The following is a 24,971-nucleotide window of genomic DNA, read 5'->3' as shown; positions in this document are numbered from 1 at the left end:
CCTTTAGCGCACCAGGTGGAAGGACGTCTGACGCTGCAAGGCCCAGTGCACGGCGCCCTGCGAGTCCACGACGACGTCCTCCTCCTGGGCGGAGCGCACGGGCTGCTGGTTCCACTCCGGCACGGGGCTGGTGGCCTGCAGCTCGATGGAGAACCAGGAGTCGGGCATCACCTTGTGCTCGCCGTTGCCGGGCACGCCCTCCTGGCGGTCCCACATGCCAATCATGGGGCCGGCGCCGTGGCCGTGCAGGCCAATGGGGTGTGAGTACACGCTGCCGCTGATGCCCTCCGACTTCATGCGCGCGAGCGAGGCGCGCAGGACCTCGTTGCCGGTGCGGCCCGGCTTGATTTCCCCGGTGACGATGTCCTGGAGCCGGTTGGACGCCTTGAGCGCGGCCTTGAGTCCTTCGGGGGCGTCCGTCTCTCCGTCGCGCAGCACGTAGCCCATGTGCTGGGTGTCGGTGTTGAGGCGGAGCGCGGTGACGCCGAAGTCGCAGTGGAGCACGTCGCCGCGCTGGATGACGGGGTTGTCACCCAGCTGTTCGTCGGTGCTGCCCTGGCGCTGCACGTCCACGTCCGGCTGGAACCAGGTGTCCAGGCCTTCGTCGGCCAGCCGCTGGCGCATCCACCACTCCACGTCCTGGGTGGTGGTGGTGCCGGGGGTGATGACGGCATTGGAGAAGGCGGTCTGGATGAGGCTCCAGGCGTACTTCTGGAGGTCGGCGTAGAAGCGGACCTCGTCGGCGCTGCGCCAGCCGAGCACGTCCAGGGGCAGGCCGCCGGCGGGCTTGAGGCGCTTCACCCAGGTGGGGCCCAGAGCCTGGGCCATGCCTTCGTATTCGCCGTGGGTGAGGCCGTCCGCGAAGGCGATGGCGGGGGACACGTCGATGGCGATGGAGTCCGGCTTGCGCTCCTCCACGACCTGCTTGAGGAGCAGCCACTGTTCGGGGCCCAGGAGCTCCGCGGCGCGCTGCGAGCCGCCACGGTCCACCATCATGGGAGCGCGGCGGGCTTCATAGAGGCCGCCCTGGGTGCTGCCGCCCAGCGCCAGCCGCTCCACGCCCTTGTCCGCGCCGCGGTCGAAGAAGACGTAGATGGTGCGGCGACGGGCGGAGAAGGTGGTGGGGGCGACGAGCGCCTTGAAGACGGGGTCCTCGTTGTACTCGCGCATGGGGACGACCCACATGCGCACGCCGTACTTGCGCATGAGCTGGGGCACCCCGGTCTCCAGCCGTTCCTTGAGCCACGCCTGCTGGCGGGCGGCCTGTTCACGCAGCGTGCCGAAGGGGCGCACCGGCGCGGCGGGAGCGGCCGGAGCGGCGACAGGAGCAGCGGGCGCGGCGGCGGCCGGGGCCTCGGGCTTCGAGGGGGCGGCGGGCACGGTGGCGCAGGCGGAGGAACAGACGAGCGGGATGACGAGCAGGTGTTTCCAGGAGCGCATGGGCGCGCAGTCTGTCACGCGCCCTGGAGCACCGCGCGGAGCAAAAGGCCCTCAGGAACCGCCGTTGTCAGTCATTCAAGGAAAAGCCAGACACACTGTCCTGGCTTCACTTCGAATCCGTGGAGCCTGGGGGCGTGGCGCGGGGGCTGACCTTGCGCAGCTCGTGGAAGTGCTCGCGGACGAACCGCGCGGCGTTGAGCAGGGCATCCACGGGACCGACGCCCACCATGCTGACGGTGATGGGCACCGCGTGGCCGATGATCAGCGGGCAATACCAGTCCCCGTTGGCATCCTGGGGGATGGGCGCGGGCCGGCCCAGGGTGACGCGGGAGACGTGCTTGCGGCCATGGTCATCCTCGAAGGACCAGTAGTCGTCGGCCACGGGGTCGCTGATGGACGCGTGGTGCGGAGGGCCAGGGTTCATGAATGGCTCCTTACCCTTCATCCGGCGGGCAGGCGGTGGAATGGGAAACGCATGCGTTGATGCGCGAGCACATGCCCTTGCATGCCGCCTTCGAGCCCTGGACGACGGACCAGCAGAGCTGCCGCTGCCAGGTCTCGGCGAGGCCCCGGCAGTATGACTCCAGGGCCGCGCCTCCCGCATCACAGGCCCTGAAGCAGGAGTCCAGGTCGAAGGTTCCGGGAGTGGACGCAAGCGGTGGAGCGCAGCCTTCGGGGTTCAGCGCGCAGAAGCTTCCGGGTCCGCGCGCATGATCCGCTCGAAACTCGCTAGGAGGCGCGGAGGCGCATCCACCTCCGACAAGGAACATCACGAGCACCAAGACGCCTGTTGTGATGCCGGGTGTTCCACGGGACATGCAGCAGTATTCCCCCAGTCCAGTCCCCCCGTCTATCCGTGAACAAAACTACTCTCCCGGCGTGACCTGGGCCACGGCGGGAGCGGGGACGTATTCCTCGCTCGTGGCCAGGGTGCCCAGCTCGTTCACTCCGCCCACCACCAGCACCGTGCCCCTGCGCAGCCACAGCGCTCCGGCTTCGCCTCGCGGCTCATGCAGCGTGGGCGCCTGCGTCCAGAGGCCCTTCACCGGATCGAAGCGCTCCGCGGAGTCCAGCGTGCCTCGCGAGGAGTGCTCGCCGCCCACCACCAGCACCGCGCCCTCCGCGGTCAGCAGCGCGGCGTGGTGCTCGCGCGGCACCGCTGGGGCTTCCACGAGCTCCCAGGCGTTGCGCTCCGGCACGTACACCTCCGCCGTCCTCGCCGCCTGCGTCGTGGTGCCGCCCACCACCAGCACGCGCCCGTCCGGGAGCAGCGTCACGGTGTGCCCCAGCCGGTGCGTCCCCGCCGCGCCGCCCACCGCTCCCGCCTTCTCCCAGTGGCCCGTCACCGGGTCGTACAATTCCGACTGCAGGCCGCTCGCGAAGAGCACCTTGCCCGTGCGCAGCACCACCGCCGTCCCCGCGCCACCCCGCACGTACGCCGGCGCCTCCGCCAAGCTCCAGGTCCCCGTCACCGGGTCGAACAGCTCCGCCGAGCGCACCGGCCGCAGGTCCACATCCGTGCCCCCCGCCGCCAGCACGCGCCCGTCCGGCAACACCACCACCGCCGGGTCGTTGCGCGCCTCGCTCATGGACGCCGCCTGCGTCCACACGCCCGTGTCCGGCGCGTACAGCTCCGCGCTCGCCAGCGCGCCCACCGTCACGCCGTTGGAGCCGCCCACCACCAGCACGCGCCCATCCGAAAGCCGCACCGCCGCGTGGTTGCGCCGCGCCGTGCGCAGCGCCCCCGTGGACCTCCAGCGCCCCGTGTCCGGGTCGAAGACCTCGCTGCTACCCAGCGTGCGGCTGCCGTCATGCCCTCCCGCCGCCAGCACCCGCCCGTCGTCCAACGCGATGTAGGGCAACAGCCGCCTCGGCGTGGACAACACGCCCGGCACCGGCGCCTCCACGCCGCCCGCATCCGCTCGCGGCGCGGGCCCGCACGCGAACACCACTCCCAACCACAGCATCGTGACGCAAGATGTCGAAAACCGTCGCATGGCCCCACCGGGACGTCTGGTCGAGGGGTCCGTTTAACGCGCCGGTCTGACACCCAGGCCCTCGCAAGGCCCTGTGATTCCAGGGCCTTGCCCTGCCCTCCGGGTTGGAAATCCCGAACTCCCGGAGGCAGCGCCGGGCCTGTCCGCATCAGTGCCGCATGGGACCCACGGGGTCGTTCGCGGGCTCCGCTTCCAGGCCCTCGCTGTGGCGCGGCGGCAGGGCTCCGCCGTCGTCGTCCTCCTCCAGCGTGAGCTGCGAATGGTCCGCCGGCTTGAGCAGGACTTCATCCCCGCTCACGGCTTCCACGTCGCTGTACTCGACCAGGTAGTCGCGCCGGGGAATGGGCACCAGCCCCTGCTCCAGCTCGAAGTGCGTGTCGCCCACGCCGGCCACCCGGCCCAGCTGCTGTCCGTCGGCGGTGCGCACCGACATGCCCTCGCGAACCTCTCCCGCGTGAATCATCGCGTCGCTCCTCGCGCTCATGGGGTCCTCACCAAGAGTGGGGTCGCTCCCGCCGCCGTGCGCGAGGTGGCAGGCAGCCCGGTGGGCCCTCGGGCCGCCTTCTTCCACGCCTGTGTGCCTGCCCTGCGCGCGGCCCCGTCACGCGGTGCCTAACGTTGCCTCAAGGAGGCCCCCATGATGCTGGAACTGTCGAACGACGAATCGCGCGTGCTGAAGGACGCCGTGGATTCCTCGCTGCAAACGCTGCTGGATGAAATCGCCCAGGCGGATCAACGCGAGCTCAAGGAGGCGCTGCACCAGCGCTACGACCGGCTCGTCGCCCTCCAGCGCCGGCTGGAACCCGTGGTGGAGAGCGAACAGGTCTACGCCTGACAACCTCCCCGCCCAATTCCTCACATCCATCCCAGGGCCGGGTTGCGATTCACAATCCGCCTGTGTATGGTTTACGTGCAGTCCCGCAGAAACCCAACTGGCCAGGAATTTCCACGTGGGTCCGTGGCCGTCCTTCTGGACGGAGGCTTGGTTGGCCGTTGAATCCGGCATGACCACGAGCACCGCCGGCAAATCCAACACTGGAGTTGCCCATGAGCAGGTCTTCGAAGCAGTACCAACCCTCGCAGGCAGATCTCGATAACCGTTCGCGTCAGCTCAATTCCGAGGATGACGCGTACTGGCAGTCTCGTGGCGAAGAGGGTCGTCCCTCCGAAAAGGAAGCGGACACCCAGCAGCCTCAGACTCCCGAGCCCTCCGAGCCCGCGTTGAAGTAGCCATCTCCCATCCACAAGGCGACACGGCTTCGCGCATGCTAGCGAAGCCGTGTCGCGGCGTTCCAATCCCTCCCACTTCAACAGGTGCCATGGCGTGGAGCCATGACACCCGGGCCCTTTCATGCGCGTCCTTCAGGTCATCCATGGCTACCCCATGCGCTTCAACGCGGGCTCGGAGGTGTATACCCAGGCACTTTCACAAGGCCTGTCGAACCGGCACGAGGTCCAGGTCTTCACCCGCCGCGAGGACCCGTTCCTCCCGGACTACGAGCTGACGCAGGAGCGCGATCCGGACGACCCGCGCGTCCTGCTCCACCTGGTCAACCTGCCCAACAGCCGTGACCGCTACCGGCACGAGGGGGTGGATCAACGCTTCGCGGAGGTGCTGGACGGCTTCCGTCCCCACATCATCCACGTGGGCCATCTGAACCACCTGTCCACGTCCCTGCTGGAGGTGGGCGCGGCCCGTGGCATCCCCATCGTCTTCACGCTGCACGACTACTGGCTCATGTGTCCCCGTGGGCAGTTCATGCAGATGCATCCGGCTCCCGGGAACGAGCCCTGGTCCGCGTGTTCAGGCCAGGAGGACCGGAAGTGCGCGGAGCGCTGCTACGCGCGCTACTTCTCTGGTGCCCCCGAAACACGGGAGCAGGACGTCGCGCACTGGAGTCAGTGGGTGCACGACCGGATGGAGCATGTGCGCCGGATGATGGAGCACGTGGACCTCTTCATCGCGCCCTCGCGATACCTGCTGGAGCGGTTCCAGCGGGACTTCGGGCTGCCCGCCAACAAGTCGGTGTATCTGGATTACGGCTTCGACCTGGAGCGCCTGCGCCACCGGCAGCGAACGCCCGAGCCCGACGTCGTCTTCGGCTACATCGGCACCCACATCCCGGCCAAGGGCATCCATCACCTCATCCAGGCCTTCGGTCAGGTGCGCGGCAAGGCGCGGCTGAAGGTCTGGGGACGGCCTCGCGGCGAACACACGGAGACGCTCAAGGCCCTGGCTTGCGCCCTCCCGGGAGATGCCAGCACGCGCGTGGAGTGGCTGCCCGAGTACCGCAACACGGACATCGTGCGGGATGTCTTCAACCACGTGGACGCCATCGTCGTGCCCTCCATCTGGGTGGAGAACTCCCCTCTGGTCATCCACGAGGCGCTCCAGGCGCGGGTGCCTGTCATCACCGCGGATGAGGGAGGAATGCGCGAGTACGTCCGCGATGGAGAGAATGGCCTGCTCTTCACCCACCGCGACCCCGGGTCGCTTGCCCGGGCTATGCAACAGCTCGTGGATGCCCCAGACCTGGCGGTGCGCCTGGGCAGTCGTGGGCACCTCTGGGGCGAAGGCGGCGACGTGCAAGGAATGCAGGCCCACGTGGAGGCCGTGGAAGCGCTCTACGCACGCGCCATCCGGGAGCACCGTGCCCGTCATGCCCCCACCCGGCCCGGCCCCTGGCGCATCACCTTCGACACCAACCCTGACGACTGCAACCTGCACTGCATCATGTGCGAGGACCACTCGCCCCACAGCGACACCCAGCGGCTCCGCAGGGAAACGGGCCAGCCGAAGCGGCGCATGCCCCTGGAGCTGCTGCGAAGGGTCATGGAGGACAGCGACGGCACGCCCCTGCGGGAGGTGATTCCGTCCACCATGGGCGAGCCGCTGCTCTATCCCCACTTCGACGACATCATCGACCTGTGCATGGCGCACGGGGTGTGGCTGAACCTCACCACCAACGGGACGTTTCCCAGGCGCGGAGCCCGCGCGTGGGCACGCCGGCTGGTCCCCATCACCTCCGACGTGAAGGTGTCGTGGAATGGGGCCACGAAGCAGACCCATGAAGCGGTGATGCCAGGGACGCGTTGGGAGCAGGTCCTGGAGAACCTCCGCCAGTTCGTGGCCGAGCGGGATGCGCATGCCCGCGAGGGCGGCCATCGCTGCCGGGTCACGCTCCAGCTCACCTTCCTGGAGTCGAACGTGGGGGAGCTGGCGGACATCGTGCGGCTCGCGGCGGACCTGGGCGTGGACCGGGTGAAAGGGCATCACCTCTGGGCCCACTTCGCCGCCATCCAGCCCCTGTCCATGAGGCGCGACGCATCCGCCATCCAGCGCTGGAACGAGGCCGCCCGGCAAGCCCATGCTGTCGCGGAGGAGTGCCGCCGGCCGGATGGGAGCAAGGTGCTGCTGGAGAACATCCATCCCCTGGGAGCGGAGGCCGTCACGGATCTCGCGCCCGGGGCGCGCTGTCCCTTCCTGGGGAAGGAGGCCTGGGTGAGCGCCGTGGGCCGCTTCGACCCCTGCTGCGCTCCCGACAAGGAACGCAGGACACTCGGGAACATGGGCAACCTGAACGAGGTGGGCATCCAGGAGGTGTGGACAGGCCCGACCTATCAACGGCTGCTGACCACGTATCAGGACCATCCCCTGTGCCGTGGCTGCAACATGCGCCAGCCGGTGAAGGAGTCCGCTTGAACCCCTGGTCGCATCCGCGAGTCGCGCCGGACAGGACCCATCATCTCCTGGACGGCAAGCCGCTCTATGCCGCGCGCTTCACCGAGGTCCTCTCCTTTCACGAACCGGGGCTCGCGGCCGTCAGGGACGCCTCGGGGGCATTCCACATTGACTTGAGGGGGAACGCGCTGTCTTCCCGCCGCTTCATCCGGACGTTTGGATTCTATGAAGGGCTCGCGGCCGTCGTGGATGCGGAGGGTGCGTTCCACCTGCGCGTGGATGGACAGGAGCTCACGTCAGGGCGCCACGCATGGTGCGGCAACTTCCAGGACGGGCGATGTCCGGTCCGGGCGAAGGACGGCCGGTACTTCCACATCCATGGCCAGGGGGAGCCGGTCTACGACGAGCGGTACGCCTACGCGGGGGACTTCCGGGACGGCTACGCGGTGGTGCAGGAGGCCTCGGGCCTCCACCTGCACATCGACAAGCAGGGGCACCCGCTGAACGCACGCCGGTTCCTGGACCTGGATGTCTTCCACAAGGGCTTCGCGCGTGCGCGGGACGCAGGCGGCTGGCATCACGTCGACGCCGCGGGAGACGCGCTCTACACCCGGCGCTTCGCCTTCGTGGAGCCCTTCTACAACGGGCAGGCCCGTGTGGAGACGTTGGGCGGCGCGCTCCAGGTCATCGACGAGCAGGGCGTCACCGTGCGCGAGTTGCGTGCACGCCTTCCGGAGCCGGCATGAGGCGCTCGCCTCTCGCGCAAGAAGAAGTCCTCTCGCCGGACTCGGTCATCGCCTTCGCCCGGGACCAGCTCGCTCCGCTTCTCTCCCGCGCGTTTCCAGGTCGATTCTTCCTGGCCGGGGGAGCGTTCAAGACACTGCTCCATGGTCGATCCCCTCATGACCTGGATCTCTGGCCAGCGACCCTCCAGGACCGGCAGGCGCTCCTGCTGCACCTGGAAACACTCGGAGCCGTGCTGCTGGATGACAACCATCCCTTCCAGACGACCTTCCATCTCTCGGGACGGCGGCTCGAAGTGGCCTACGACTGCACGCCAGCGACACTGGAAGAGCGCCTCTCCCGATTCGACCTGGGCCTCTCCGCCATCGGCGTGGAATACGCGGGAGGCCATTGGCGGGGGCACGTACATCCCCTGGCTGCAGAATCCGTCCAGCGCCGCGAGGTGCTGCTGCTGCGCCCGCTGGCCAACTGGAAGTACCTGCTTGCCACCCTGGAGCGGTTGCGTCGCTATGGCGATGAGCTGGGGTATCGCGTCCCGGTCCAGGAGGAGCAATACCTCTGGGACTTGTTCGCGCTACAGCCTCGCGAGTCCCAGGAGGCCCTGATGACACGCCATGCGCGTGTCGCGCGCGAGGGCGGGAGCGTCCTGGCGGATGCCCGGCTGCGGCTCCGCCCCTGACTCACACCGCGAGCCCCGTCCTCGCGTCGAACCGGCGCAGGTAGCGCGCGTCGTGGCGCAGCCACACCGTGTCTCCGCTCGCGGCGCGGAAGTCCCCGGGCGCCCGCGCCACCAGGCGCTCGCCGCCCGTCTCCACCGTCACCCAGACCTCCGCGCCCATGGGCTCCACCAGGTACACGCGCCCCTCGCGCGCGTCCTCCGGCCTGGCGCCCTGCCCCACCTGGAGGTGCTCCGGCCTCAGCCCCAGCACCGCGTCACCTTCGGACAGGCCCAGCGTTTCCGGCTTCACCAGATTGATGCGCGGCGAGCCGAAGAAGCCCGCCACGAAGAGGTTCGCCGGCGCGTCGTACAGCTCGCGCGGCGGGGCCACCTGCTGCACCTCGCCCTGGCTCATCACCACCACGCGGTCCGACAGCGTCATCGCCTCCGCCTGGTCGTGCGTGACGTAGATGAACGTGGCCTTCAGCTGTTCGTGCAGCTTCTTGATTTCGCCGCGCATCTGCGTGCGCAGCGCCGCGTCCAGGTTGGACAGGGGCTCGTCGAAGAGGAACACCTTGGGCCTGCGCACCAGCGCGCGCCCCAGCGCCACGCGCTGCCGCTGCCCACCCGACAGCTCCTTGGGCCGGCGCGCCAGCAGCGCCTCCAGCCCCAGCACGCCGGACACCTCGCGCACGCGCGCGTCGACGTCCTTCGCTCCCATCCCCGCCACCTTCAGCGGGAACGCCAGGTTCCCCGCCACGTCCAGGTGCGGATAGAGCGCGTAGCTCTGGAACACCATCGCGATGTCGCGCTCGCGTGGCGACAGGTCGTTCACCAATTGCCCGTCGATGCGAAGCTCGCCGCCGGACAGCTCCTCCAGCCCGGCGATGAGGTTCAACGTCGTGGACTTGCCGCAGCCGGACGGGCCCACCAGCGACACGAACTCGCCGTCCGCGATGTCCAGCGTCACGCCCTTCACCGCCGCCACGCCACCCCGGTACACCTTGCGCACGTCCTGCAGGGACACCGTCGCCAAGGCTCCGCTCCTCCACTCAGGGCCACGCCCCTTGGAAAAGCCCCAGCATCGCCGCTCGCGTCCGCCCGCGAAGCCCCGTCCCCACGTGCCCCGTCACATCCCCTACAGTTCTCCGGACCGGGCAACACGAATGGCCCTTCGATAAATGCCGGCCGAAGGCCGGGCAATGACGACGATGACGACGACCGAAGATGGACCCGACTGGGATCCAATCCGAGCACTCGCGCGGCAGGTGCTCCGCGATGGAGCGCCGCTGGTGCTGACCGATGACGTGCGCGACCTGCTGCGGCGCACGGCGCGAGAAGTGGCCCTGAGCGACGCCGACGTGAGCACCGACGCTCGCGCGCTCGCGGTGCTGCGCGAGTGCTCGCGGCGCATCACCGAAGGCTCGAACAGGCTGGGGGACGCGCTCCACCGGATGTACCGCCACCGCGAGGCAGGCGACTACGACAGCGCGCGGCAGGAGATGCGCGAGGTCCTGTCCGTCGAAGTGGTGCCCCTCTACCGCGAGATTGCCCAGGGCCAACTGGCCGCCATGGCCGGCAAGCCGTGACCCGGGGCGCCCCGTCACCGCCCCTACGTGTCGGGTTTTCCAGGGCGGGCGGTTTGTTACAGGTTCAACAGTTCTCTACACTGTGCCGGCACGCAGCACCGGAGCCCGCCCCCATGCCCTTCACCTTCCGTGGCCAGAACCTGACCGCCATCCTGGGCGACCCGCTCAACGCGGCCAACAGCCTGTACGGCATCATGAGCGCGGCGGAGCCGCAGTTCATGGAGGACCTGCGGCAGCACTGGAAGAAGCACATCCGCGAGACGCCCGGTGTGAACGGCACCGCGTGGCGGCCCGCGCTGAAGGCCTTCTCCGCCATCGAGGGCTACTGGGGCAACACGTACAGCGACCACCGCATCGCGAAGGTGCTCTACGGGCCGGCGCACTCGGTGGCCACGCAGGCGGTGACGGGCGTGGGGTCTTCCGCGCAGTTCCTGCGCGACTTCGAGGCCGCGCGCGACGAGGCCTTCTACGTCTTCTTCCAGGGCGCGTCCGTGAACCAGTTGGCGGGCGTGTCCTTCCGGGCCACGTACTACCACAAGGACGTGTCGTCGCTGTTCGAGCAGCGCCCGCACAGCAAGCTCAAGACCATCGTGTCCCGCCGGGTCATCGAGACGGCGCAGATCATGCTGCGCATCCTCTACGGCAACATGAACATGGGCTGGGGCAGCCTCTACAGCACGCGCACCCTGTCCACCACGCTGCTGCTGGCGCAGATGCACAACTCCGCGCTCGGCCACTACCGGTCCCTCAACACGGGGCGGCAGCATTGCTACAACCAGAGCGGGGTCGCGTTCACGCTGCTGACGTTCGCGTACGTCGTCGCGCAGGCGTGGGTGGACAAGGGCTACGAGTACAACGAGCAGCGCTGGTACTTCTTCTGGAAGCTGCTGGGCTCGCTGCTGGGCGTGGACACGCGCCTCATCGCGGACGACCACGCGGAGGCCGCCACGCTGTGGGACCTCTTCTTCTCACAAGGGGAGTGCTTCGGCGGCATGCCCGCGCCCTACCCCACGACGCTGGACGCCAACCGCATCGACGACGACCTGTGGAATGGCTACGACGTGCAGCCGGAGGCGAACCTGATCCAGTGGGTCCCCGCCTTCATCGTCACCCAACTGCGCAACAGCCTGCGCTGGGGCAAGTACCTCATCGGCCGCTGACTTCAGCGCTCCACCGTCACGCCCTTCCAGAAGGCCACATAGCCCTGGATGTTGGACGCGGCCGGCTTGGGCTCCGGATAGAACCAGGCCGCGTCGGCGTTCGTCTTCCCGTCCACCTCCACGGAGTAGTAGCTGGCCTCGCCCTTCCAGGGGCAGGTGGTGTGCGTGGCGCTGGGCTTGAAGTGCTCGCGCGCCAGACTGTCGGGCGGGAAGTAGACGTTGCCCTCCACGGTCTCGTAGGTGTCGCTCTTCGCGAGCACGACGCCGTTCCATTTCGCGACTGGCATGGGAAACCCTCCTGGGGACTTCGCTAACGGCGCATCAGCCGACTTGCGCGGCCTGGTTGGACGCGTGCTGCGTGAGGAAGGGGGCGAGCTCCGCGTTGACGAGCGCCGGCTCCTCCACGGAGGACGAATGGCCTCCGCGCGACAGGCGCACCAGATGGGAGCCGGGAATGAGCGAGTGGATGCGCTCCGATTTGGCGGGCACCGTCGCGCGGTCCTCTTCCCCCACGATGACGAGCGTGGGCGTGCGGATGCGCGGCAGCTCCTCCGTGATGGGCTTGCGTTGGATGACGCCGTTGACGGCGCGGTAGATGTCACGGCGGTTGCCCGTCAGGCGCGTTCGCCACAGCGCCCGCTCCTCCACGCGGCCCGGGTCGGTGAGGAACGACGCGCCGAACATGATGCGCATCACCGGCGTGGCGACGGGGCCCAGGCCCACGTAGCGGGCGATGAGGTTCAGCGCGGTGTAGCGCGGCACGTTGACGATGGGCTCGGGGTCCGCGGACGTCTCCAGGAGCACCAGCGAGCGCAGCAGGTCCGGCCGTCGCGCCGCGAGCCGCATGCCCACGAAGCCGCCCATGGACAGGCCCACGAAGTGGACGGGCGCCACGCCCAGGGACTCGATGAGCGCCACCGCGTCCGCGTACACCGTCTCCACGTCGATGGCGGACTCGGGCGGCACGTCGCTCTGGCCCTGCCCCCGGTGGTCGTACGAAATGCAGCGGAAGCGGCCGCGCAGGGCCTCCACCTGCGGGTCGAACAGCCGGGTGCTCCAGAGGAGCCCGTGGCTGAAGAGGACCACGTCTCCAGAACCCCCCGTGTCCTCGTAGTACAGCCGGGTTCCATTCACGGACCGCATGGGCATGGGCACGGCCTCCCTTGGCTTGGAGGGAGACCCTAATCCAGGGCTCGCCAGGACCGCAGCCCTCCCTGGGAGGTCATTGTCCACTGGACGAGGCGGTCTTGCGCGGAGCGCCGCTTGTGCGGCCTGTCGCTTGGGAGGAGCATGGGCGGCACCTTCCGGATGCGCTCCTCTCGCCCTGTCCTTGTCGCCCTCGCGGTGGTGGTCCTCGCGGCGGGCCTGTTCTTCTTCCTGCGCCCTTCGTCCGCGCCCACGCCTGCGGTGTCTCCGCCGGTGGCCCAGGCTCCGGCAGCGCCCGTGGACGCGGGCAGTGTGGCCGCGGCCGTGCTGGTGAAGACGGTGGAGGCGCCGCCCGCGAAGCCGAATCATTTCGTGGGCTCGCAGGTGTGCGCGGACTGCCACGAGGAGCAGCACACGGGCTGGAAGCACGACTGGCACTCCCGGGCGCTGTCGCCGGCGACGAAGCCGTACGTGGTGGGCACGTTCGCGGCGGGCACGCACTTCAAGGGCGAGTCCAGCGAGGCGTGGATGCGCCGCGACGGGAGCCAGTACCTGATGCGCACCAAGGGCGCGGACGGGAACCTGGGCGAGTGGCCGGTGCAGTGGGTGGTGGGCGGCAAGCGGATGCAGGACCCCATCACGCTGTTGCCGGACGGCCGCTGGCAGGTGATGCCGGTGTACTTCCACGTGACGGGCAAGGGCGAGTGGGTGGACTACTCGGAGAAGAAGCAGGGGGCGCTATCGCCGGACCACCCGTTCTTCTGGACGAACTTCCGCCGCAGCGCGCAGCACGCGTGCCTGGACTGCCACGTGACGGGGCTGGACGCGCGCTATGACCGGGCGAGCCACCAGTGGGAGACGAAGTTCGCGGACGCGGGCGTCGCGTGTGAGTCCTGCCACGGGCCCGGCGGGCGGCACGCGGAGTCGCAGGTGCCGGAGGACATCATCCAGCCGGCAAAGCTGTCGAAGGAGGAGGGCTTCGCGGTGTGCGCGCAGTGCCACGGGCCGCGCCGCACGCTGTTCCCCATGCTGGACGCGAAGCACCACTTCCTGCCCGGCCAGCGCTACGACGCGAGCTATCAGCCCATGGTGTTGCTGGTGGGCAACGACCGCTCCGGGGACTTCTTCGCGGACGGGCGGCCCAGCACCTCCAGCTTCGAGTACCAGGCGCTCATCCAGTCGAAGTGCCACCTGAAGGGCGGGGCCACGTGCCTGACGTGCCACACGGCGCCGCACGACGCGAACGCGCCCAACGAGGTGCGCAAGCAGAAGCCGGTGGCGGCGCGCACGTCGGTGAACGCGTCCACGTGCCAGGGCTGTCATCAGGAGGTGGTGGCGCAGGGAGAGCAGCACACGCACCACAAGGCAGCGGCGGCGCAAGACTGCCTGTCGTGTCACATGCCGCCGGTGGTGTCGGGCGTGTTGGACCACTTCGCGGACCACGCGCTGGACGTGCCGGTGCCGCAGAACACGGCGCGCCACGACGTGCCCAACGCGTGCAACACCTGTCACGCGAAGCAGACGCCGGACGCGATGCAGGCGTCGCTGGTGAAGTGGTGGCCGAAGGCGGAGGCGCGGCAGCAGCGGAGGCTGCGGCTGGCGGACGCGTTCGACGAGAAGACGGCGGCGGGAAGCCGTGGGGCACTGGAGGCGGTGCTGGCGGACACGGCAGAGGCGGGCACGCTGCGGGGCGCGGCGGCGAAGTTCCTGGCGCGCCGGTTCAAGCACGACGCGGTGCCGGCGCTGCGGGCGGCGTTGAAGGGGACGACGGACAGCACGCTGCGCTCGGACATCATCGACGGCTTGGGCGCGGCGAACGCACGCGAGGCGACGGAGGACCTGGCGGCGCTGCTCAAGGACGGCTCGCTGTGGGTGCGGCAGGGCGCGGCGTTGACGCTCGCGGCGTTCGGGGACGCGAGGGGGATGCCGGCGTTGCAGGCGCTGGCGACGGAGCCGGAGACGCGTGGGCTGGTGCAGCCGCACGTGATGCTGGGGCAACTGGCCATGCGCCGCAGGGACGTGACCACGGCGACGCGTGAGTTCGAACAGGCGCTGGACCTGCAGCCCTACAACGCGGACGTGCTGGTGCGGCTGGCGGACCTCTACGTGGTGCAGGGCAACGCGGCGAAGGGCCGCGAGCGGCTGGAGGAAGCGCTCCGGTTCGATCCGCAGAACAAGTCCGCGAAGCAGCGGCTGGGCATGTTGCCGGCGCAGTGAGGATGCGCGGCGTGAGCGTGGCGCGGCGCGCGTTTCCGGCGGCGTTGCTCCTGGCGGGCTGCCTGCGGTCCACGCCCACGCGTGATTCGTGGACGAATGACGCGTCCATCAAGTTCCCACAGTTCTTCGAGCAGCCTGCCGTGGAAGCGGGCGCGGATGGACGCACGGTCGAACTGAGCGGCACCATCCTGCATGCGCTCGACGCAGCCGCCGCCGACTTCCTGGGCCCACAAGATGCCAACACCCCGTGCGTCGACCGGCGCGAGTCACACCGGTACAGGGTCATTCAGCGGCAGGGCATCCTCTTCATCCGAATCGATGAGGATCCGCAGGCCTGCGGGCTGACCGTTCCCGCGCTGCATTCGGGCGCGCAGTACGCGGTCGGGAGCGATGGCCGGAGCCTCCGCCGCCTTCGGGATGGCGAGCCGGATGAATCGATGGAGCCCACGGATGCAGGGCACGGCATCCTGGTTCCCACGTCGGAGGTCGGCCGGTCCTTCGATCCACCCGATGGCTCCGTGCCCCTACCGTTCATCCAGACTCCCGGCTTGGATACGGGAACTGGAGTGCGCCATGGCCCATGACCTGCACCAACTCCTGGAGGAGGTCACGGACGAGGCGTCCTTCCTACGCTTCGTCCAGGCGCTGAGCGAGGACTTCGAAGAGGACCGCGCGGAGGCTGCCCGCCGGCATCCTGCTCCGCACGCTCCGAGCCCCCTCGGCTGGGAGAACGGCACCATCGGGGCGTTCCTCGAACGAGGCGCTTCCTGGGGCGAGGACACCCAGGACCGGGGCCGCTCCGCCAATCCCTGGCACCGGTGCGCGAGCATCCTGTTCGCGGGCAAGTTCTACGAGTGACAGAGGCCCTCCAGGCCTGACTGTCATCCCTTACCGCGGCCCCCGAGCCTGGACTGCCTCAGTGCTGCACGGCGAGGATGCGCCGTCCCTTCACGTCCACGGCATAGGTCGCCCCCATGTCCATGATGGCGCCCTGCTTCTCGCAGAGCTGTGGCTTGAGCGTGATCTGCACGAAGGTCACGCCCTCCGGGCCAGGTGCCGCGCTGACGTCATAGGACTCGCGCTGATAGAGACAGCGCTCCTCCTCCGTGGCCCCTTCGTGGGGCTTCAAATCCAGGGGCCGGAAATCATCCAGCGCCAGTTGCATGGCGGTCACCATGCCGCCCGCGAGCGTCTGCGCGTCTTCGGGCAGGTCCAGTGGGAACTGGACGCGGGCCGCCTCTTCCGGCGGTGCATGGGGAGGACGCGAAGTGCGCTGGAAGAACGCACACGCGGGGAGCAGGCACAGGGCCAGGAGCCATCCTGACTTCGCTGGTTTTGAGAGGTGCATGGGCGTGGGTGTTACTCCGTAACGGCGGTCATCAGACCCGTGGCTTTGTGCTCTGGCTTGACGATACCGATGAGCGCCCAGCTCTTCCCGCGCCGTTCATAGACTTCTCCGGGTCTGGCTTCACCGATGTACGGGACCAGCTTCATCACCCGGCATGCCGTGTCAAACTGGAGCCGGATGGAGTACCGCTGACGCGCCTCGGTCCGGTCCGGCCTGGACATGCGTGAGTTGGCCCATGGGTGGCTGTGGTAGTCCGCCTGGATTTTCACCGCGCCTCGTGAGTCCCGAACGAAGTTCGGCTGCTTGCAGCTCTTCTGTTGCTCAGGCGTCGCCTTCAGGAGAGGTCCCAGCGGAGATGGCATGCTCGCCGAGTAGGCACCGTCTCCCACGGAGTAGAGGACCCCGCAGTATTCCTGTCCATACTCACGCCCCCGGGCGCGCGGTAGCTCCATGACGGCGGGGCAGAGCTGATCGATGACCGCATCGATGTCGGCGGAGGGTTGGATGGCATCCCAGGGACCTCGCACCCATACGGCACCATTCATGAGTCCGTAGTCGCGATCCTCGACTGGAACAGGGCTGGCCCCCACGCAGGACACGAACCAGAGCCCTGTCGCAGCCGCACACAGGAACAAGGTCCTGAAAATTGGCATCAACCTGAAATACCACGAAATCAAGTGCTCGCTCCACTGGAGCGTGCCACTGCCCCTGACCCGGCCGTCATGACGGCCGTGGCGTGCTGAACGCGCGCCCTCCCTTGAAGACAGACGCCTGCTCGGCGCTCGCGACGCACGTTGGCTCTTCCCCAGCCAGCGTCAGGACGCGCCATGTCTCCACGAGCCCCTCCACCTTCTTCCCTGCCCTCGCGTCCGTAAGGGCAACCCCGGACCTCCGCTCCTGGCCCGAGGTCCGTTCATCGACGGCTGAGCACTTCCTCGCCCTGCTGTGTTGTCCACTGGAGCGCCGGGGGGCGCGAACCGTGGCGGGGGGCTGGCATCGCCCCTACCTGGGGAGCATTCCTTATGAACGCGTTCGTGTTCGCAGCCCTGCTGGTTCCCGCCGGAATCCCCGGTGATGCGCCAGCGCCGCACGGCTCCGGACCCTTCCGTCCCGTCCTCGCGCAATACACCGCGCCACCGCAGCGCGCTCCACCCGCGCCTCCGCCGCCCACGCCTTCCGCGCCACCACCGGCCGCTCCCGCGCCCACCACCCAGGCTCCGAACGCACCCCGCACTCCCGCTCCGCCCCGGCCCGGCCGCGCCAGCACGCCCGCGTCCCAGGACCCGGATGACGTCCCCGAAGTGCCACCGCCGTTCCAGGCGAACGTGTCGGATCCGTTGCTCACGCCCGCGCCCGCCGCGCCCCAGGAGCTCCAGTCCTGGAACGAAGCGCTCACGCTCCTGCGCCAGCGCTCCACCGACTTCCAGGCGGCGCTGGGCCAGATTGAAGTCGCCGCGGGCACGTGGCGCATCGCGCTCGCCAACCTGCTGCCCTCCGTCTCCGGCGACCTGACCGCCCAATACAACGTCCTCAACCCGGGCATCGTCGCCTTCGGCGGCGGCACGGGCGGCGCGGTGACGGGTGGCGGGAACTTCACCCCCACGGAGCTGCTGGGCGTGGGCATCCTCAGCGCCAACGTGCCCGTGGTGGACCTGGCCAGCCTCTACGCCCTGGGCAGCGCCAAGGAGTCGCGGCGCACCGCCAACCTGTCGCTCGCGGAGACGCGCCGGCAGCTCACCCGCGGCCTCGCACAGGCGCTCGTCTCCGTGTCCTCCACGGAACGCCTGGCGGAGGTCAACCGCGTCAACCTGCGCACCTCGCTGGAGCGGCTGGCCCTGGCGCAGCGCCGCTTCGAGCTGGGCGCGGGCACCCGGCTGGACGTCGTCCGCGTGGAGCAGGACGCGCAGATCGCCCGCCGCAACGTCGTCACCGGCGACGAGGACCTGCGCAAGGCGCGCGAGTCCCTGGGCCTGGCCCTGGGCACCCCGTCCGCCGTGGGCCTCAAGCCGGGCCTGGAGCTGACCACGCTGCTCCAGGGCGCGAAGGCCACCTGCCGCACGCTGCAGGAGCTGGAGAACCGCCCGGACATCGCCGCCGCCCGGTCACGCCAGGTGGTGGCCGAGCGCGCCATCGGCGAGGTGTATCGCCAGTACGCGCCCACCCTGGACCTCACCAGCAGCACCACCGCGCTCACCGTCAACCCGGGCTTCGCGAAGGTGCCCATCTGGAACGTAGGCGCCAGCCTGGTGCTGCCCTTCTGGGATGGCGGCGCGCGCGAGGGCCGCCTGCGCCAGGCCCGCGGCCAGCTGGAGCAGGCCCGCGCGGATGTCACCGGCCGCGAGCGCAACGTCGTCATCGAGGTCACCCAGGCGAAGCGCGCCGTGCAGGTGACCCAGGCGACGCGCGACCTGGCGGACCGCCAGCGGAAGCTCGCGGAAGAGAATGACCGGCTCACCCGCCGCAGCTTCGAGGTGGGCACCGGAACGAGCCTCGAGCTGGTGGACGCGGCCGGGGCCCTGCGGCAGGCCGAACTGGAGCTCGTCATCCGCGACTTCCAGTACCGCCAGGCCCAGGTGGATGCATTCCTGTCGGAGGCGGCATGCGATTGGTGAGGGTCGGTTGGGGCGCGTGGGGGCTCGTCCTCGCGCTGACGGCGGGCGGGTGCAGCGGCGGCAAGGAGCCCGGCCAGGCCTCTCCCGGAGGCGGCCCCCAGGCGGGCGGCCAGAGCCAGGGCGGCGGCAAGCCCACGCCCGTGCAGGTGATGGCGGTGAAGCCCGGCCCGGTGCGCGACACCCGCGAGTACGTGGGCACCCTCATCTCCCGCAGCAGCATCACCGTCGTCCCGCAGGTCGCCGGCTACATCCAGCAGATTCCCGCCCGCCCCGGCCAGCAGGTGAAGGCCGGTCAGGTGCTGCTCGTCGTGGATCCGCGCCAGGAGCAGGCCTCCCTGCGCGCCACCCAGGCCCAGAAGGCCTCCGCCGTCGCCAACCGCGAGTTCGCTCGCAAGACGCGCGAGCGCAGCGCGCAGCTCCTCAGGGAAGGACTCGTCAGCCGCCAGGACTACGAACAGGCCGTGGCCCAGGCGGCGCAATCCGAGGCCCAGGCCCAGGCGGCGGAGGCGCAAATCCAGAACCAGCAGGTGCAGCTGGGCTTCTTCAACGTGAGCGCCCCCTTCGACGGCGTCGTGGGCGACATCCCCGTGAAGCTGGGCGACTACGTGACGCCGCAGACGGCGCTCACCATCCTGGACCAGAGCCGCGCGCTGGAGCTGTCCGTGCAGGTGCCCGTGGACCAGGCCGCGCGCGTGAAGGTGGGACAGACGCCGCTGGAGGTGCTCAACGCGGACGGCGAGCCCATCGTCCGCGCCCCCGCCTCCTTCGTCGCCACCACCCCCAACCCCAACACGCAGCTGGTGGAGGTGCAGGCCGCCTTCGCGAACACCGTGGGCCTCAGGGCCGGCCAGCTGGTGCGCGCGCAGCTCGTCTACGACGTGCGCGACGCCCTGAAGATGCCCACCACCGCGGTGACGCGGCAGGGCAGCCAGTCCTTCGCCATGGTGGTGGGTGAGAGCGACGCCGGCACCGTGGTGAAGCGCCAGCCCGTGACGCTGGGGCTGGTGGAGGGCAACGACTACGAGGTGCTCAAGGGACTGGACGCGGGCACCCAGGTCATCATCAGCGGGGTGCAGCAACTGCGGGACGGCATGCCCATCCAGCCGAAGCCCGCGCGGCGGTCGCAGGGCCAGACAGAAGGCATGCCCCTGCCCCCTGCCCAGGGCATGGGCGGCGGCGCGGACGCGGGTCGGTAGGGGGCTGCCATGTTCACCGACTTCTTCATCCAGCGCCCCGTCTTCTCCAGCGTGCTGTCCATCCTCATCACGCTGGTGGGCGCCATCTCCATTCCCAGCCTCCCCATCGAGCAGTACCCGGAGCTGGCGCTGCCGCAGGTGCAAATCACGGCGACCTACACCGGCGCGTCCGCGGAGACGGTGGAGAGCGCCGTCACCACCGTGCTGGAGCGCCAGCTCAACGGCATGGAGGGCATGCGCTACATGTCCTCCACCAGCACCAACGACGGCCAGTGCACCATCACCGCGACGTTCGACCCGTCGCGCGACGTGGACCTGGCCGCGGTGGACGTGCAGAACCGCGTGGCCACCGCCACGCCGCAGCTGCCCTCTCAGGTGAACGCGCTGGGCGTCACCGTGCGCAAGGCGCAGACGCAGCTGCTGGTCTCCTTCGGCGTCTATGACAAGGAGAAGCGCTACGACACGGAGTTCATCAGCAACTACGCGGACGTCTTCATCCGCGACGCGCTGTTGCGCGTGAAGGGCGTGGGCGACGTGCGCATCTTCGGCGAGCGCCGCTTCGCCATGCGCCTGTGGCTGGACCCCACGGAGCTGGCCCGCCGCGGCCTCACCGCGCAGGACGTGGTCAACGCGCTCCAGGAGCAGAACGTCCAGGTGGGCGCGGGCAAGGTGGGCCAGGCCCCGTCCTCCAAGGACCAGGCGTACCAGTTGTCCCTCCAGGTGAAGGGCCAGCTGACGTCCGCGGACGAGTTCGGCGCCATCGTCATCCAGCGCGGCGCTGACGGCGCCCTGGTGCGCATCCGCGACGTGGGCAACGCGCAGTTGGGCGCGGAGAACTACCAGCAGCTGTTGCGCTTCAACGGACAGGACGCGGTGGGCCTGGGCATCACGCAATTGCCCGGCTCCAACGCGCTGGACGTGCGCAAGGGCGTGGAGGCGGAGCTCCAGCGGCTGTCCGCCAACTTCCCGCCGGGCCTCACCTATCAGGTGGCGTTCGACACCACGGCCGCGGTGAGCGCCTCCATCGAGGAGGTGCTCCAGGCGCTGGGGGAAGCCATCCTCCTGGTCATCCTGGTCATCTTCATCTTCCTGCACGGCTGGCGCAGCGTGCTGGTGGCGGTGACGACGCTGCCGGTGTCACTGGTCGGCACGTTCATGTTCGTCAACGCGTTTGGCTTCTCGCTCAACACGCTGACGCTCTTCGGCCTCACGCTGGCCACGGGTCTGGTGGTGGATGACGCCATCGTCGTCATCGAGAACGTGGAGCGCGTCATCGAGCACGAGAAGGTGGACGCCAAGGAGGCCACCCACCGGGGCATGCAGCAGGTGGCCGGCGTGGTGGTGGCCACCGCGCTGGTGCTGTCCGCGGTGTTCATCCCGGTGTCCTTCTTCCCCGGCACCACGGGCGCCATCTACCGCCAGTTCGCGCTCACCATCGCGTTCTCCATCAGCCTCTCCGCGCTCGTCGCGCTCACCCTGTCCCCCGCGCTGTGCGCGCGCCTGCTGCGCCCGAACGAGGGCAAGAAGTTCGTCCTGGCGCGCAAGTTCGACCAGGGCCTGGACGCGCTCCGGCGCGGCTACGGGAAGCTGCTGGGCGTGATGCTGGGCAAGGCACGGTGGGTCGTCGTGGGCATCTTCGCGGTGTTCCTCGTGGCCACCGGCCTGCTCTACCGGTCCACGCCCACGGGCTTCATCCCGGACGAGGACCAGGGCTACATCATCATCGCGGTGCAGGGCCCGGAGGGCACGTCGCTGGAGTACACGCGCAACGTGCTCATCCAGGTGGAGGGCCTCATCAAGCAGCAGGAGGAGGTGACGCAGATCTTCACCGTGGGCGGCTTCTCGCTCCTGGGCACGGGCGCCAACTACGGCTCGCTCTTCATCAACCTGAAGCCCTGGGAGGAGCGCAAGGCGAAGGAGTCCAGCGTCGCGGGCCTGATAGAGCGCCTGCGCGGCCCGCTGAGCCAGGTGGGCGGCGCGCGCGTGCTGCCCCTGCAACCGCCCGCCATCCGAGGCGTGGGCAGCGTGGGCGGCTTCGAGTTCGTGCTGGAGGACCAGCAGGGTGGCCGCACGCTGGAGGAGCTGGCGCAGGCCACCCAGGCCCTGGTGGGCAAGGCGGGCCAGGATCACCGGCTGCGCGGCGTGTTCTCCGCGTTCACCGCGGGCTCGCCGCAGCTCAACATCGACGTGGACCGGGAGAAGGCCAAGGCCATGGGCGTGCCCCTGTCCTCGCTGTTCTCCACGCTCCAGGTGTACCTGGGCAGCCAGTACGTGAACGACTTCACCTTCGCCAACCGCGTCTACCGCGTGTTCGTGCAGGCCGCGACGCCCTTCCGCGACAACCCGAAGGACATCGGCAGCTTCTACGTGCGCGCGGACACCGGGGCCATGGTGCCGCTGGAGGCGCTGGTGAAGGTGACGCCCATCACCAGCGCGCAGAACATCACCCACTACAACCTCTTCCGCTCCGCCAACATCAACGGCCAGGGCAGCCCCGGCACCTCCACCGGCACGGCCTTGAACGCCATGGAGGAGGTGGCGAAGCAGGCCCTGCCGCCGGGCTTCACCTTCGAGTGGACGGGCCTGTCCCAGGAGCAGAAGAGCGCGGGCAACACCGTGCTCGTCATCTTCGCGCTGGGCATCGTGTTCGTGTTCCTGGTGCTGGCCGCGCAGTACGAGAGCTTCGCCCTGCCCTTCGTCGTCATGCTCGCGGTGCCCGTCGCGATGATGGGCGCGCTGCTCCTGCAGAACCTGCGAGGGCTGGTGAACGACGTGTTCTGTCAGGTGGGCCTGGTGATGCTGGTGGGCCTCGCGTCGAAGAACGCCATCCTCATCGTGGAGTTCGGCGAGCAGCTGCGCGCGCAGGGTCAGGGCGTGGTGGAGTCCGCCATCAACGCGGCGGAGACGCGCCTGCGTCCCATCCTGATGACGTCCTTCGCGTTCCTCTTCGGCGTGGTGCCGCTGATGCTGGCCAGCGGCGCGGGCGCCTCCGCGCGCAAGTCGCTGGGCACGGCCGTCTTCGGCGGCATGCTCTTCTCCACCTTCGTGAACCTCATCTTCATCCCGGTGCTCTACGCGCTGGTGGAAGGCGCGCGCACGAAGATCCTGAAACACCGCAAGCATGGCAATCCACCGAGCGGACCGCAGAATCCGCCGCCGCCGTCCATCCCTCCCGAGGGGGAGCCACCGCGACCCCAGCCGGCGTAGCGGCGCGTCGCGAAGGACCCGCACGGAGCGGGCAGGCACTCTGGCGTGCTACCCGGCGCCGGAGCGTCCTGGTTATCCTTGAGCGACGCATGCCTTCTCCTCTGACTGTCGATGAGCGGCGTCGGTGGCTGTACACGTTGAAGCAAGCCCCCGTGCTGCGCCACGCGCGTGCGTCCGCCCTGCTCCGCCTGCTGGAGCGGGCCCGGCCGGTGGAACCCCAGCCGGGCGAGGGCATCTGCCGCGAGGGCGAGCCGGTGGACGGCATCTACCTCCTGCGTTCGGGCGAGTGGCGGATGACGGCGGGAGGGACGGTGCTCCTGCACCTGCGCTCGGGGATGTCGCTGGGCGTGGAGGCGCTCGCGCGCGGCACGTGGCCCGTCACGGTGACGGCGGCGTCCGCGTCGCACGCCCTCTTCCTTCCTCGCGCGGAGCTGGAGGCGGTGGCGACGGTGCCGCGCGGCGGCGCCACGCCGCGCACGGACGTGGTGACGTTCCGCGCGCAGCAGGGGCTGGAGCTGCCGCCCGCGATGCTGTCCGTGCTGGTGGAGCTGGTGGCGAAGGTGATGGTCCATGACTTCGGGGACCGGGTGCTGCTCGTGCGCGCGGGGACGAAGCGCACGGACGGAGCGGTGCGCGGAGCCGACCGCGTGTTCCGCCGCACGGTGACGCCGGGCGCTCCGCTCCTCCCCGAGGGCGAGGACTTCGACTGCGTGCTGGTGGATGGCGCGCCGGTGCCGGAGGCGCTGACGCCGCGCGAGGTGCGGCTCATGCCTCCAGGTGGAGAGGCGGACGGCGTGGGGACGCCGGGAGCGCCGGTGCTGCCCACCGTGCTGCTGTCGCCGTGGCGGCCGATGGGCAGCCCGACGTTGCGGGGGCGCTCGCTGCCGGACGAGGACGGCTGGGACGAGGACGCGCCGCCGCCCGGGTGCCGGCTGCGGCTGGACTGGGAGCGGCTGGTGGTGCGGCCCGGGGACTCGCGGCCGCTGGCGGCGCTGGGCCTGGACGCGGGGACGCTGGACGCGCTGTCGCGGTGGGCGCGCGCCATCACCGGCCGGCGCGTGGGACTGGCGCTCAGCGGCGGCGGCGTGTGGGGCTTCTACCACGTGCACCTGTTGCGGAGGCTGGCCGCGCTGGACGTGCCGGTGGACTTCCTCAGCAGCGCCAGCATGGGCTCGCTGGTGGGCGCGTACTACTGCGGCACCGCGCGCGACGGGCGTGAAGGCCTGGACGGCCTGCGCCGGCTCCAGCACCGCGCGCGGGGCGGGCACCTGTCCGCCGCGGCGCTGTCCTCCGTCGTGACGACGCAGGCCATGGAGTGGCTGGTGCGCGGCGACCTGGGGGACCTGGCGCTGGAGGAATTGCCCATGGGCTTCCTGCCGGTGACGACGGACCTGACCACGGGCCGCTGCGTGGTGCTGGAGAAGGGGCCGCTGGCGCTGGCGGTGCGCGCGAGCGGATCCGCCCCGGGCGTCTGGGCGCCCACGCTCCAGCCGCCCGCGCGCTACGTGGACGGGGCATTCACCAGCATGGTGCCGGTGGACGTGCTGCTCCACGCGGGCGCGGACCTGATCTTCTCCAGCAACATCTTCCCCGCGGGTCACCACCACGCCGCGCGGCCTTTGTTGCCCGGAGCGGTGGGGCTGTTCCTCTCCGCGCTCAACCCGGTGGCGCGAGCGAAGGACCTGCTGGCCAGCGGCGTGCTGCTCCTGCACCGCAGCGGCGACCTGGAGTCCGCGAGAGGGGACCTGCGCTACGACGTGGGCACGCGTGAGCATCCGTTGCTCGGCTCCATGCGCTTCACGCACGTGGACGAGGTGCTGGACGAGGCCGCGCGCGACATGGACCTGGAGCAGAAGCTGCTGGAGCTCAAGCAGGCCTGGGAGGCGCTGCGAGGGCGCCGGAACGCGGCCGGCGGAAGGAGGGCCGCATGATTCCTGGCCGCAGCCAGGCGCGGGAGTTCTTGCGCGGGAAGCCG

23 protein-coding genes are annotated in these 24,971 nt (G+C 69.7%); 14 read left to right on the top strand and 9 right to left on the bottom strand.

Annotated features, from left to right (window positions below; all coding sequences use genetic code 11):
• Positions 1-3: 3 nt before the first annotated feature.
• The 4 genes from D7Y21_RS05395 to D7Y21_RS05380 form a co-directional block, all read right to left on the bottom strand.
• Entirely contained in the window at positions 4-1,440 is a 1,437-nt protein-coding gene (locus D7Y21_RS05395; RefSeq protein ID WP_121711660.1) for a M24 family metallopeptidase, read from the bottom strand.
• 106 nt (positions 1,441-1,546) lie between these two features.
• Positions 1,547-1,864 carry a hypothetical protein gene (locus D7Y21_RS05390; RefSeq protein ID WP_120567894.1) on the bottom strand — a complete coding sequence of 106 codons (318 nt, stop codon included), beginning with the start codon at positions 1,862-1,864 and terminating at the stop codon, positions 1,547-1,549.
• 442 nt (positions 1,865-2,306) lie between these two features.
• On the bottom strand, positions 2,307-3,407 hold the full coding sequence (locus tag D7Y21_RS05385) for a kelch motif-containing protein (protein ID WP_199735361.1): 1,101 nt from the start codon (positions 3,405-3,407) through the stop codon (positions 2,307-2,309).
• A 178-nt stretch (positions 3,408-3,585) separates the two neighbouring features.
• Positions 3,586-3,921: a DUF2171 domain-containing protein gene (locus tag D7Y21_RS05380; protein WP_233592062.1), complete on the bottom strand. Its 336-nt coding sequence runs from the start codon at positions 3,919-3,921 to the stop codon at positions 3,586-3,588.
• A gap of 153 nt (positions 3,922-4,074) precedes the next feature.
• On the opposite strand from D7Y21_RS05380, the gene D7Y21_RS05375 reads away from it, so the two are divergent.
• The 5 genes from D7Y21_RS05375 to D7Y21_RS05355 all read left to right on the top strand — a co-directional run bounded on the left by D7Y21_RS05375 (position 4,075) and on the right by D7Y21_RS05355 (position 8,542).
• The gene (locus tag D7Y21_RS05375; RefSeq protein ID WP_120567891.1) at positions 4,075-4,272 is read left to right on the top strand and encodes a hypothetical protein; all 198 of its coding nucleotides are present in this window, start codon (positions 4,075-4,077) and stop codon (positions 4,270-4,272) included.
• A gap of 212 nt (positions 4,273-4,484) precedes the next feature.
• Positions 4,485-4,667, top strand: coding sequence for a hypothetical protein (locus D7Y21_RS05370; protein WP_120567890.1), 183 nt, complete (start codon positions 4,485-4,487; stop codon positions 4,665-4,667).
• A 121-nt stretch (positions 4,668-4,788) separates the two neighbouring features.
• Positions 4,789-7,140: a glycosyltransferase gene (locus D7Y21_RS05365; protein ID WP_121711657.1), complete on the top strand. Its 2,352-nt coding sequence runs from the start codon at positions 4,789-4,791 to the stop codon at positions 7,138-7,140.
• A complete protein-coding gene (locus tag D7Y21_RS05360; RefSeq protein WP_199724667.1) occupies positions 7,137-7,865 on the top strand; it encodes a WG repeat-containing protein in 729 nt (242 codons plus the stop codon). Before D7Y21_RS05365 ends, D7Y21_RS05360 begins: the two co-directional genes overlap by 4 nt.
• Entirely contained in the window at positions 7,862-8,542 is a 681-nt protein-coding gene (locus tag D7Y21_RS05355; protein ID WP_120567888.1) for a hypothetical protein, read from the top strand. The genes D7Y21_RS05360 and D7Y21_RS05355 overlap by 4 nt, the downstream gene beginning before the upstream one ends.
• A 1-nt stretch (position 8,543) precedes the next feature.
• Here the strand turns inward: D7Y21_RS05355 and D7Y21_RS05350 are convergent, their stop codons facing one another.
• On the bottom strand, positions 8,544-9,557 hold the full coding sequence (locus tag D7Y21_RS05350; RefSeq protein WP_121711654.1) for an ABC transporter ATP-binding protein: 1,014 nt from the start codon (positions 9,555-9,557) through the stop codon (positions 8,544-8,546).
• A gap of 175 nt (positions 9,558-9,732) precedes the next feature.
• Between D7Y21_RS05350 and D7Y21_RS05345 the strand changes: the two genes are divergently transcribed.
• Positions 9,733-10,110 (top strand): DUSAM domain-containing protein, encoded by a 378-nt coding sequence (locus D7Y21_RS05345; RefSeq protein ID WP_121711672.1) that lies wholly within the window; start codon positions 9,733-9,735, stop codon positions 10,108-10,110.
• A gap of 113 nt (positions 10,111-10,223) precedes the next feature.
• Entirely contained in the window at positions 10,224-11,270 is a 1,047-nt protein-coding gene (locus tag D7Y21_RS05340) for an oxygenase MpaB family protein (RefSeq protein WP_121711652.1), read from the top strand.
• 2 nt (positions 11,271-11,272) lie between these two features.
• Here the strand turns inward: D7Y21_RS05340 and D7Y21_RS05335 are convergent, their stop codons facing one another.
• Entirely contained in the window at positions 11,273-11,557 is a 285-nt protein-coding gene (locus D7Y21_RS05335) for a DUF427 domain-containing protein (RefSeq protein WP_120567885.1), read from the bottom strand.
• A 34-nt stretch (positions 11,558-11,591) separates the two neighbouring features.
• The gene (locus D7Y21_RS05330) at positions 11,592-12,419 is read right to left on the bottom strand and encodes an alpha/beta fold hydrolase (protein ID WP_120567884.1); all 828 of its coding nucleotides are present in this window, start codon (positions 12,417-12,419) and stop codon (positions 11,592-11,594) included.
• Positions 12,420-12,560: 141 nt separating this feature from the next.
• Between D7Y21_RS05330 and D7Y21_RS05325 the strand changes: the two genes are divergently transcribed.
• Genes D7Y21_RS05325 through D7Y21_RS05315 form a run of 3 tightly spaced genes read left to right on the top strand, consistent with a single transcriptional unit; the run spans position 12,561 to position 15,491 of the window.
• Positions 12,561-14,633 (top strand): HEAT repeat domain-containing protein, encoded by a 2,073-nt coding sequence (locus D7Y21_RS05325; RefSeq protein ID WP_121711649.1) that lies wholly within the window; start codon positions 12,561-12,563, stop codon positions 14,631-14,633.
• An 11-nt stretch (positions 14,634-14,644) separates the two neighbouring features.
• On the top strand, positions 14,645-15,217 hold the full coding sequence (locus tag D7Y21_RS05320; RefSeq protein ID WP_147469189.1) for a hypothetical protein: 573 nt from the start codon (positions 14,645-14,647) through the stop codon (positions 15,215-15,217).
• Positions 15,207-15,491, top strand: a complete 285-nt coding sequence (locus D7Y21_RS05315) for a hypothetical protein (RefSeq protein ID WP_120567881.1) — start codon at positions 15,207-15,209, stop codon at positions 15,489-15,491. The genes D7Y21_RS05320 and D7Y21_RS05315 overlap by 11 nt, the downstream gene beginning before the upstream one ends.
• Before the next feature lie 58 nt (positions 15,492-15,549).
• On the opposite strand, the gene D7Y21_RS05310 is transcribed toward D7Y21_RS05315, so the two are convergent.
• Both D7Y21_RS05310 and D7Y21_RS05305 read right to left on the bottom strand, forming a co-directional pair.
• Positions 15,550-15,981 carry a hypothetical protein gene (locus D7Y21_RS05310; protein WP_120567880.1) on the bottom strand — a complete coding sequence of 144 codons (432 nt, stop codon included), beginning with the start codon at positions 15,979-15,981 and terminating at the stop codon, positions 15,550-15,552.
• 11 nt (positions 15,982-15,992) lie between these two features.
• Complete coding sequence (locus tag D7Y21_RS05305; RefSeq protein ID WP_233611987.1) at positions 15,993-16,658, bottom strand: hypothetical protein; 666 nt, start codon at positions 16,656-16,658, stop codon at positions 15,993-15,995.
• Positions 16,659-17,003: 345 nt separating this feature from the next.
• Between D7Y21_RS05305 and D7Y21_RS05300 the strand changes: the two genes are divergently transcribed.
• The 4 genes from D7Y21_RS05300 to D7Y21_RS05285 all read left to right on the top strand — a co-directional run bounded on the left by D7Y21_RS05300 (position 17,004) and on the right by D7Y21_RS05285 (position 24,927).
• Positions 17,004-18,593, top strand: coding sequence for a TolC family protein (locus D7Y21_RS05300; RefSeq protein ID WP_199735360.1), 1,590 nt, complete (start codon positions 17,004-17,006; stop codon positions 18,591-18,593).
• Positions 18,581-19,789 (top strand): efflux RND transporter periplasmic adaptor subunit, encoded by a 1,209-nt coding sequence (locus D7Y21_RS05295; protein ID WP_120567878.1) that lies wholly within the window; start codon positions 18,581-18,583, stop codon positions 19,787-19,789. Before D7Y21_RS05300 ends, D7Y21_RS05295 begins: the two co-directional genes overlap by 13 nt.
• A gap of 9 nt (positions 19,790-19,798) precedes the next feature.
• A complete protein-coding gene (locus D7Y21_RS05290; protein ID WP_121711645.1) occupies positions 19,799-22,996 on the top strand; it encodes an efflux RND transporter permease subunit in 3,198 nt (1,065 codons plus the stop codon).
• Between the two features lie 89 nt (positions 22,997-23,085).
• Positions 23,086-24,927: a cyclic nucleotide-binding and patatin-like phospholipase domain-containing protein gene (locus D7Y21_RS05285; RefSeq protein WP_121711643.1), complete on the top strand. Its 1,842-nt coding sequence runs from the start codon at positions 23,086-23,088 to the stop codon at positions 24,925-24,927.
• The last annotated feature ends 44 nt before the right edge of the window (positions 24,928-24,971 follow it).

Origin of the sequence: Corallococcus sp. AB045, from assembly GCF_003668895.1 — a bacterium.
GTDB classification, from domain to species: Bacteria; Myxococcota; Myxococcia; order Myxococcales; family Myxococcaceae; genus Corallococcus; species Corallococcus coralloides.
This window is presented reverse-complemented; position numbering and strand designations above follow the sequence as displayed.

Bases quoted from the DNA above. Each gene is read 5' to 3' on its own strand.
- D7Y21_RS05300 (WP_199735360.1), top strand. From the start codon at position 17,004: ATGAACGCGTTCGTGTTCGCAGCCCTGCTGGTTCCCGCCGGAATCCCC.
- D7Y21_RS05315 (WP_120567881.1), top strand. From the start codon at position 15,207: ATGGCCCATGACCTGCACCAACTCCTGGAGGAGGTCACGGACGAGGCG.
- D7Y21_RS05385 (WP_199735361.1), bottom strand. From the start codon at position 3,407: ATGCTGTGGTTGGGAGTGGTGTTCGCGTGCGGGCCCGCGCCGCGAGCG.
- D7Y21_RS05380 (WP_233592062.1), bottom strand. From the start codon at position 3,921: ATGAGCGCGAGGAGCGACGCGATGATTCACGCGGGAGAGGTTCGCGAG.
- D7Y21_RS05325 (WP_121711649.1), top strand. From the start codon at position 12,561: ATGGGCGGCACCTTCCGGATGCGCTCCTCTCGCCCTGTCCTTGTCGCC.
- D7Y21_RS05285 (WP_121711643.1), top strand. From the start codon at position 23,086: ATGCCTTCTCCTCTGACTGTCGATGAGCGGCGTCGGTGGCTGTACACG.
- D7Y21_RS05310 (WP_120567880.1), bottom strand. From the start codon at position 15,981: ATGCACCTCTCAAAACCAGCGAAGTCAGGATGGCTCCTGGCCCTGTGC.
- D7Y21_RS05370 (WP_120567890.1), top strand. From the start codon at position 4,485: ATGAGCAGGTCTTCGAAGCAGTACCAACCCTCGCAGGCAGATCTCGAT.
- D7Y21_RS05290 (WP_121711645.1), top strand. From the start codon at position 19,799: ATGTTCACCGACTTCTTCATCCAGCGCCCCGTCTTCTCCAGCGTGCTG.
- D7Y21_RS05335 (WP_120567885.1), bottom strand. From the start codon at position 11,557: ATGCCAGTCGCGAAATGGAACGGCGTCGTGCTCGCGAAGAGCGACACC.
- D7Y21_RS05340 (WP_121711652.1), top strand. From the start codon at position 10,224: ATGCCCTTCACCTTCCGTGGCCAGAACCTGACCGCCATCCTGGGCGAC.
- D7Y21_RS05345 (WP_121711672.1), top strand. From the start codon at position 9,733: ATGACGACGACCGAAGATGGACCCGACTGGGATCCAATCCGAGCACTC.
- D7Y21_RS05295 (WP_120567878.1), top strand. From the start codon at position 18,581: ATGCGATTGGTGAGGGTCGGTTGGGGCGCGTGGGGGCTCGTCCTCGCG.
- D7Y21_RS05395 (WP_121711660.1), bottom strand. From the start codon at position 1,440: ATGCGCTCCTGGAAACACCTGCTCGTCATCCCGCTCGTCTGTTCCTCC.
- D7Y21_RS05390 (WP_120567894.1), bottom strand. From the start codon at position 1,864: ATGAACCCTGGCCCTCCGCACCACGCGTCCATCAGCGACCCCGTGGCC.
- D7Y21_RS05330 (WP_120567884.1), bottom strand. From the start codon at position 12,419: ATGCCCATGCGGTCCGTGAATGGAACCCGGCTGTACTACGAGGACACG.
- D7Y21_RS05375 (WP_120567891.1), top strand. From the start codon at position 4,075: ATGATGCTGGAACTGTCGAACGACGAATCGCGCGTGCTGAAGGACGCC.
- D7Y21_RS05365 (WP_121711657.1), top strand. From the start codon at position 4,789: ATGCGCGTCCTTCAGGTCATCCATGGCTACCCCATGCGCTTCAACGCG.
- D7Y21_RS05355 (WP_120567888.1), top strand. From the start codon at position 7,862: ATGAGGCGCTCGCCTCTCGCGCAAGAAGAAGTCCTCTCGCCGGACTCG.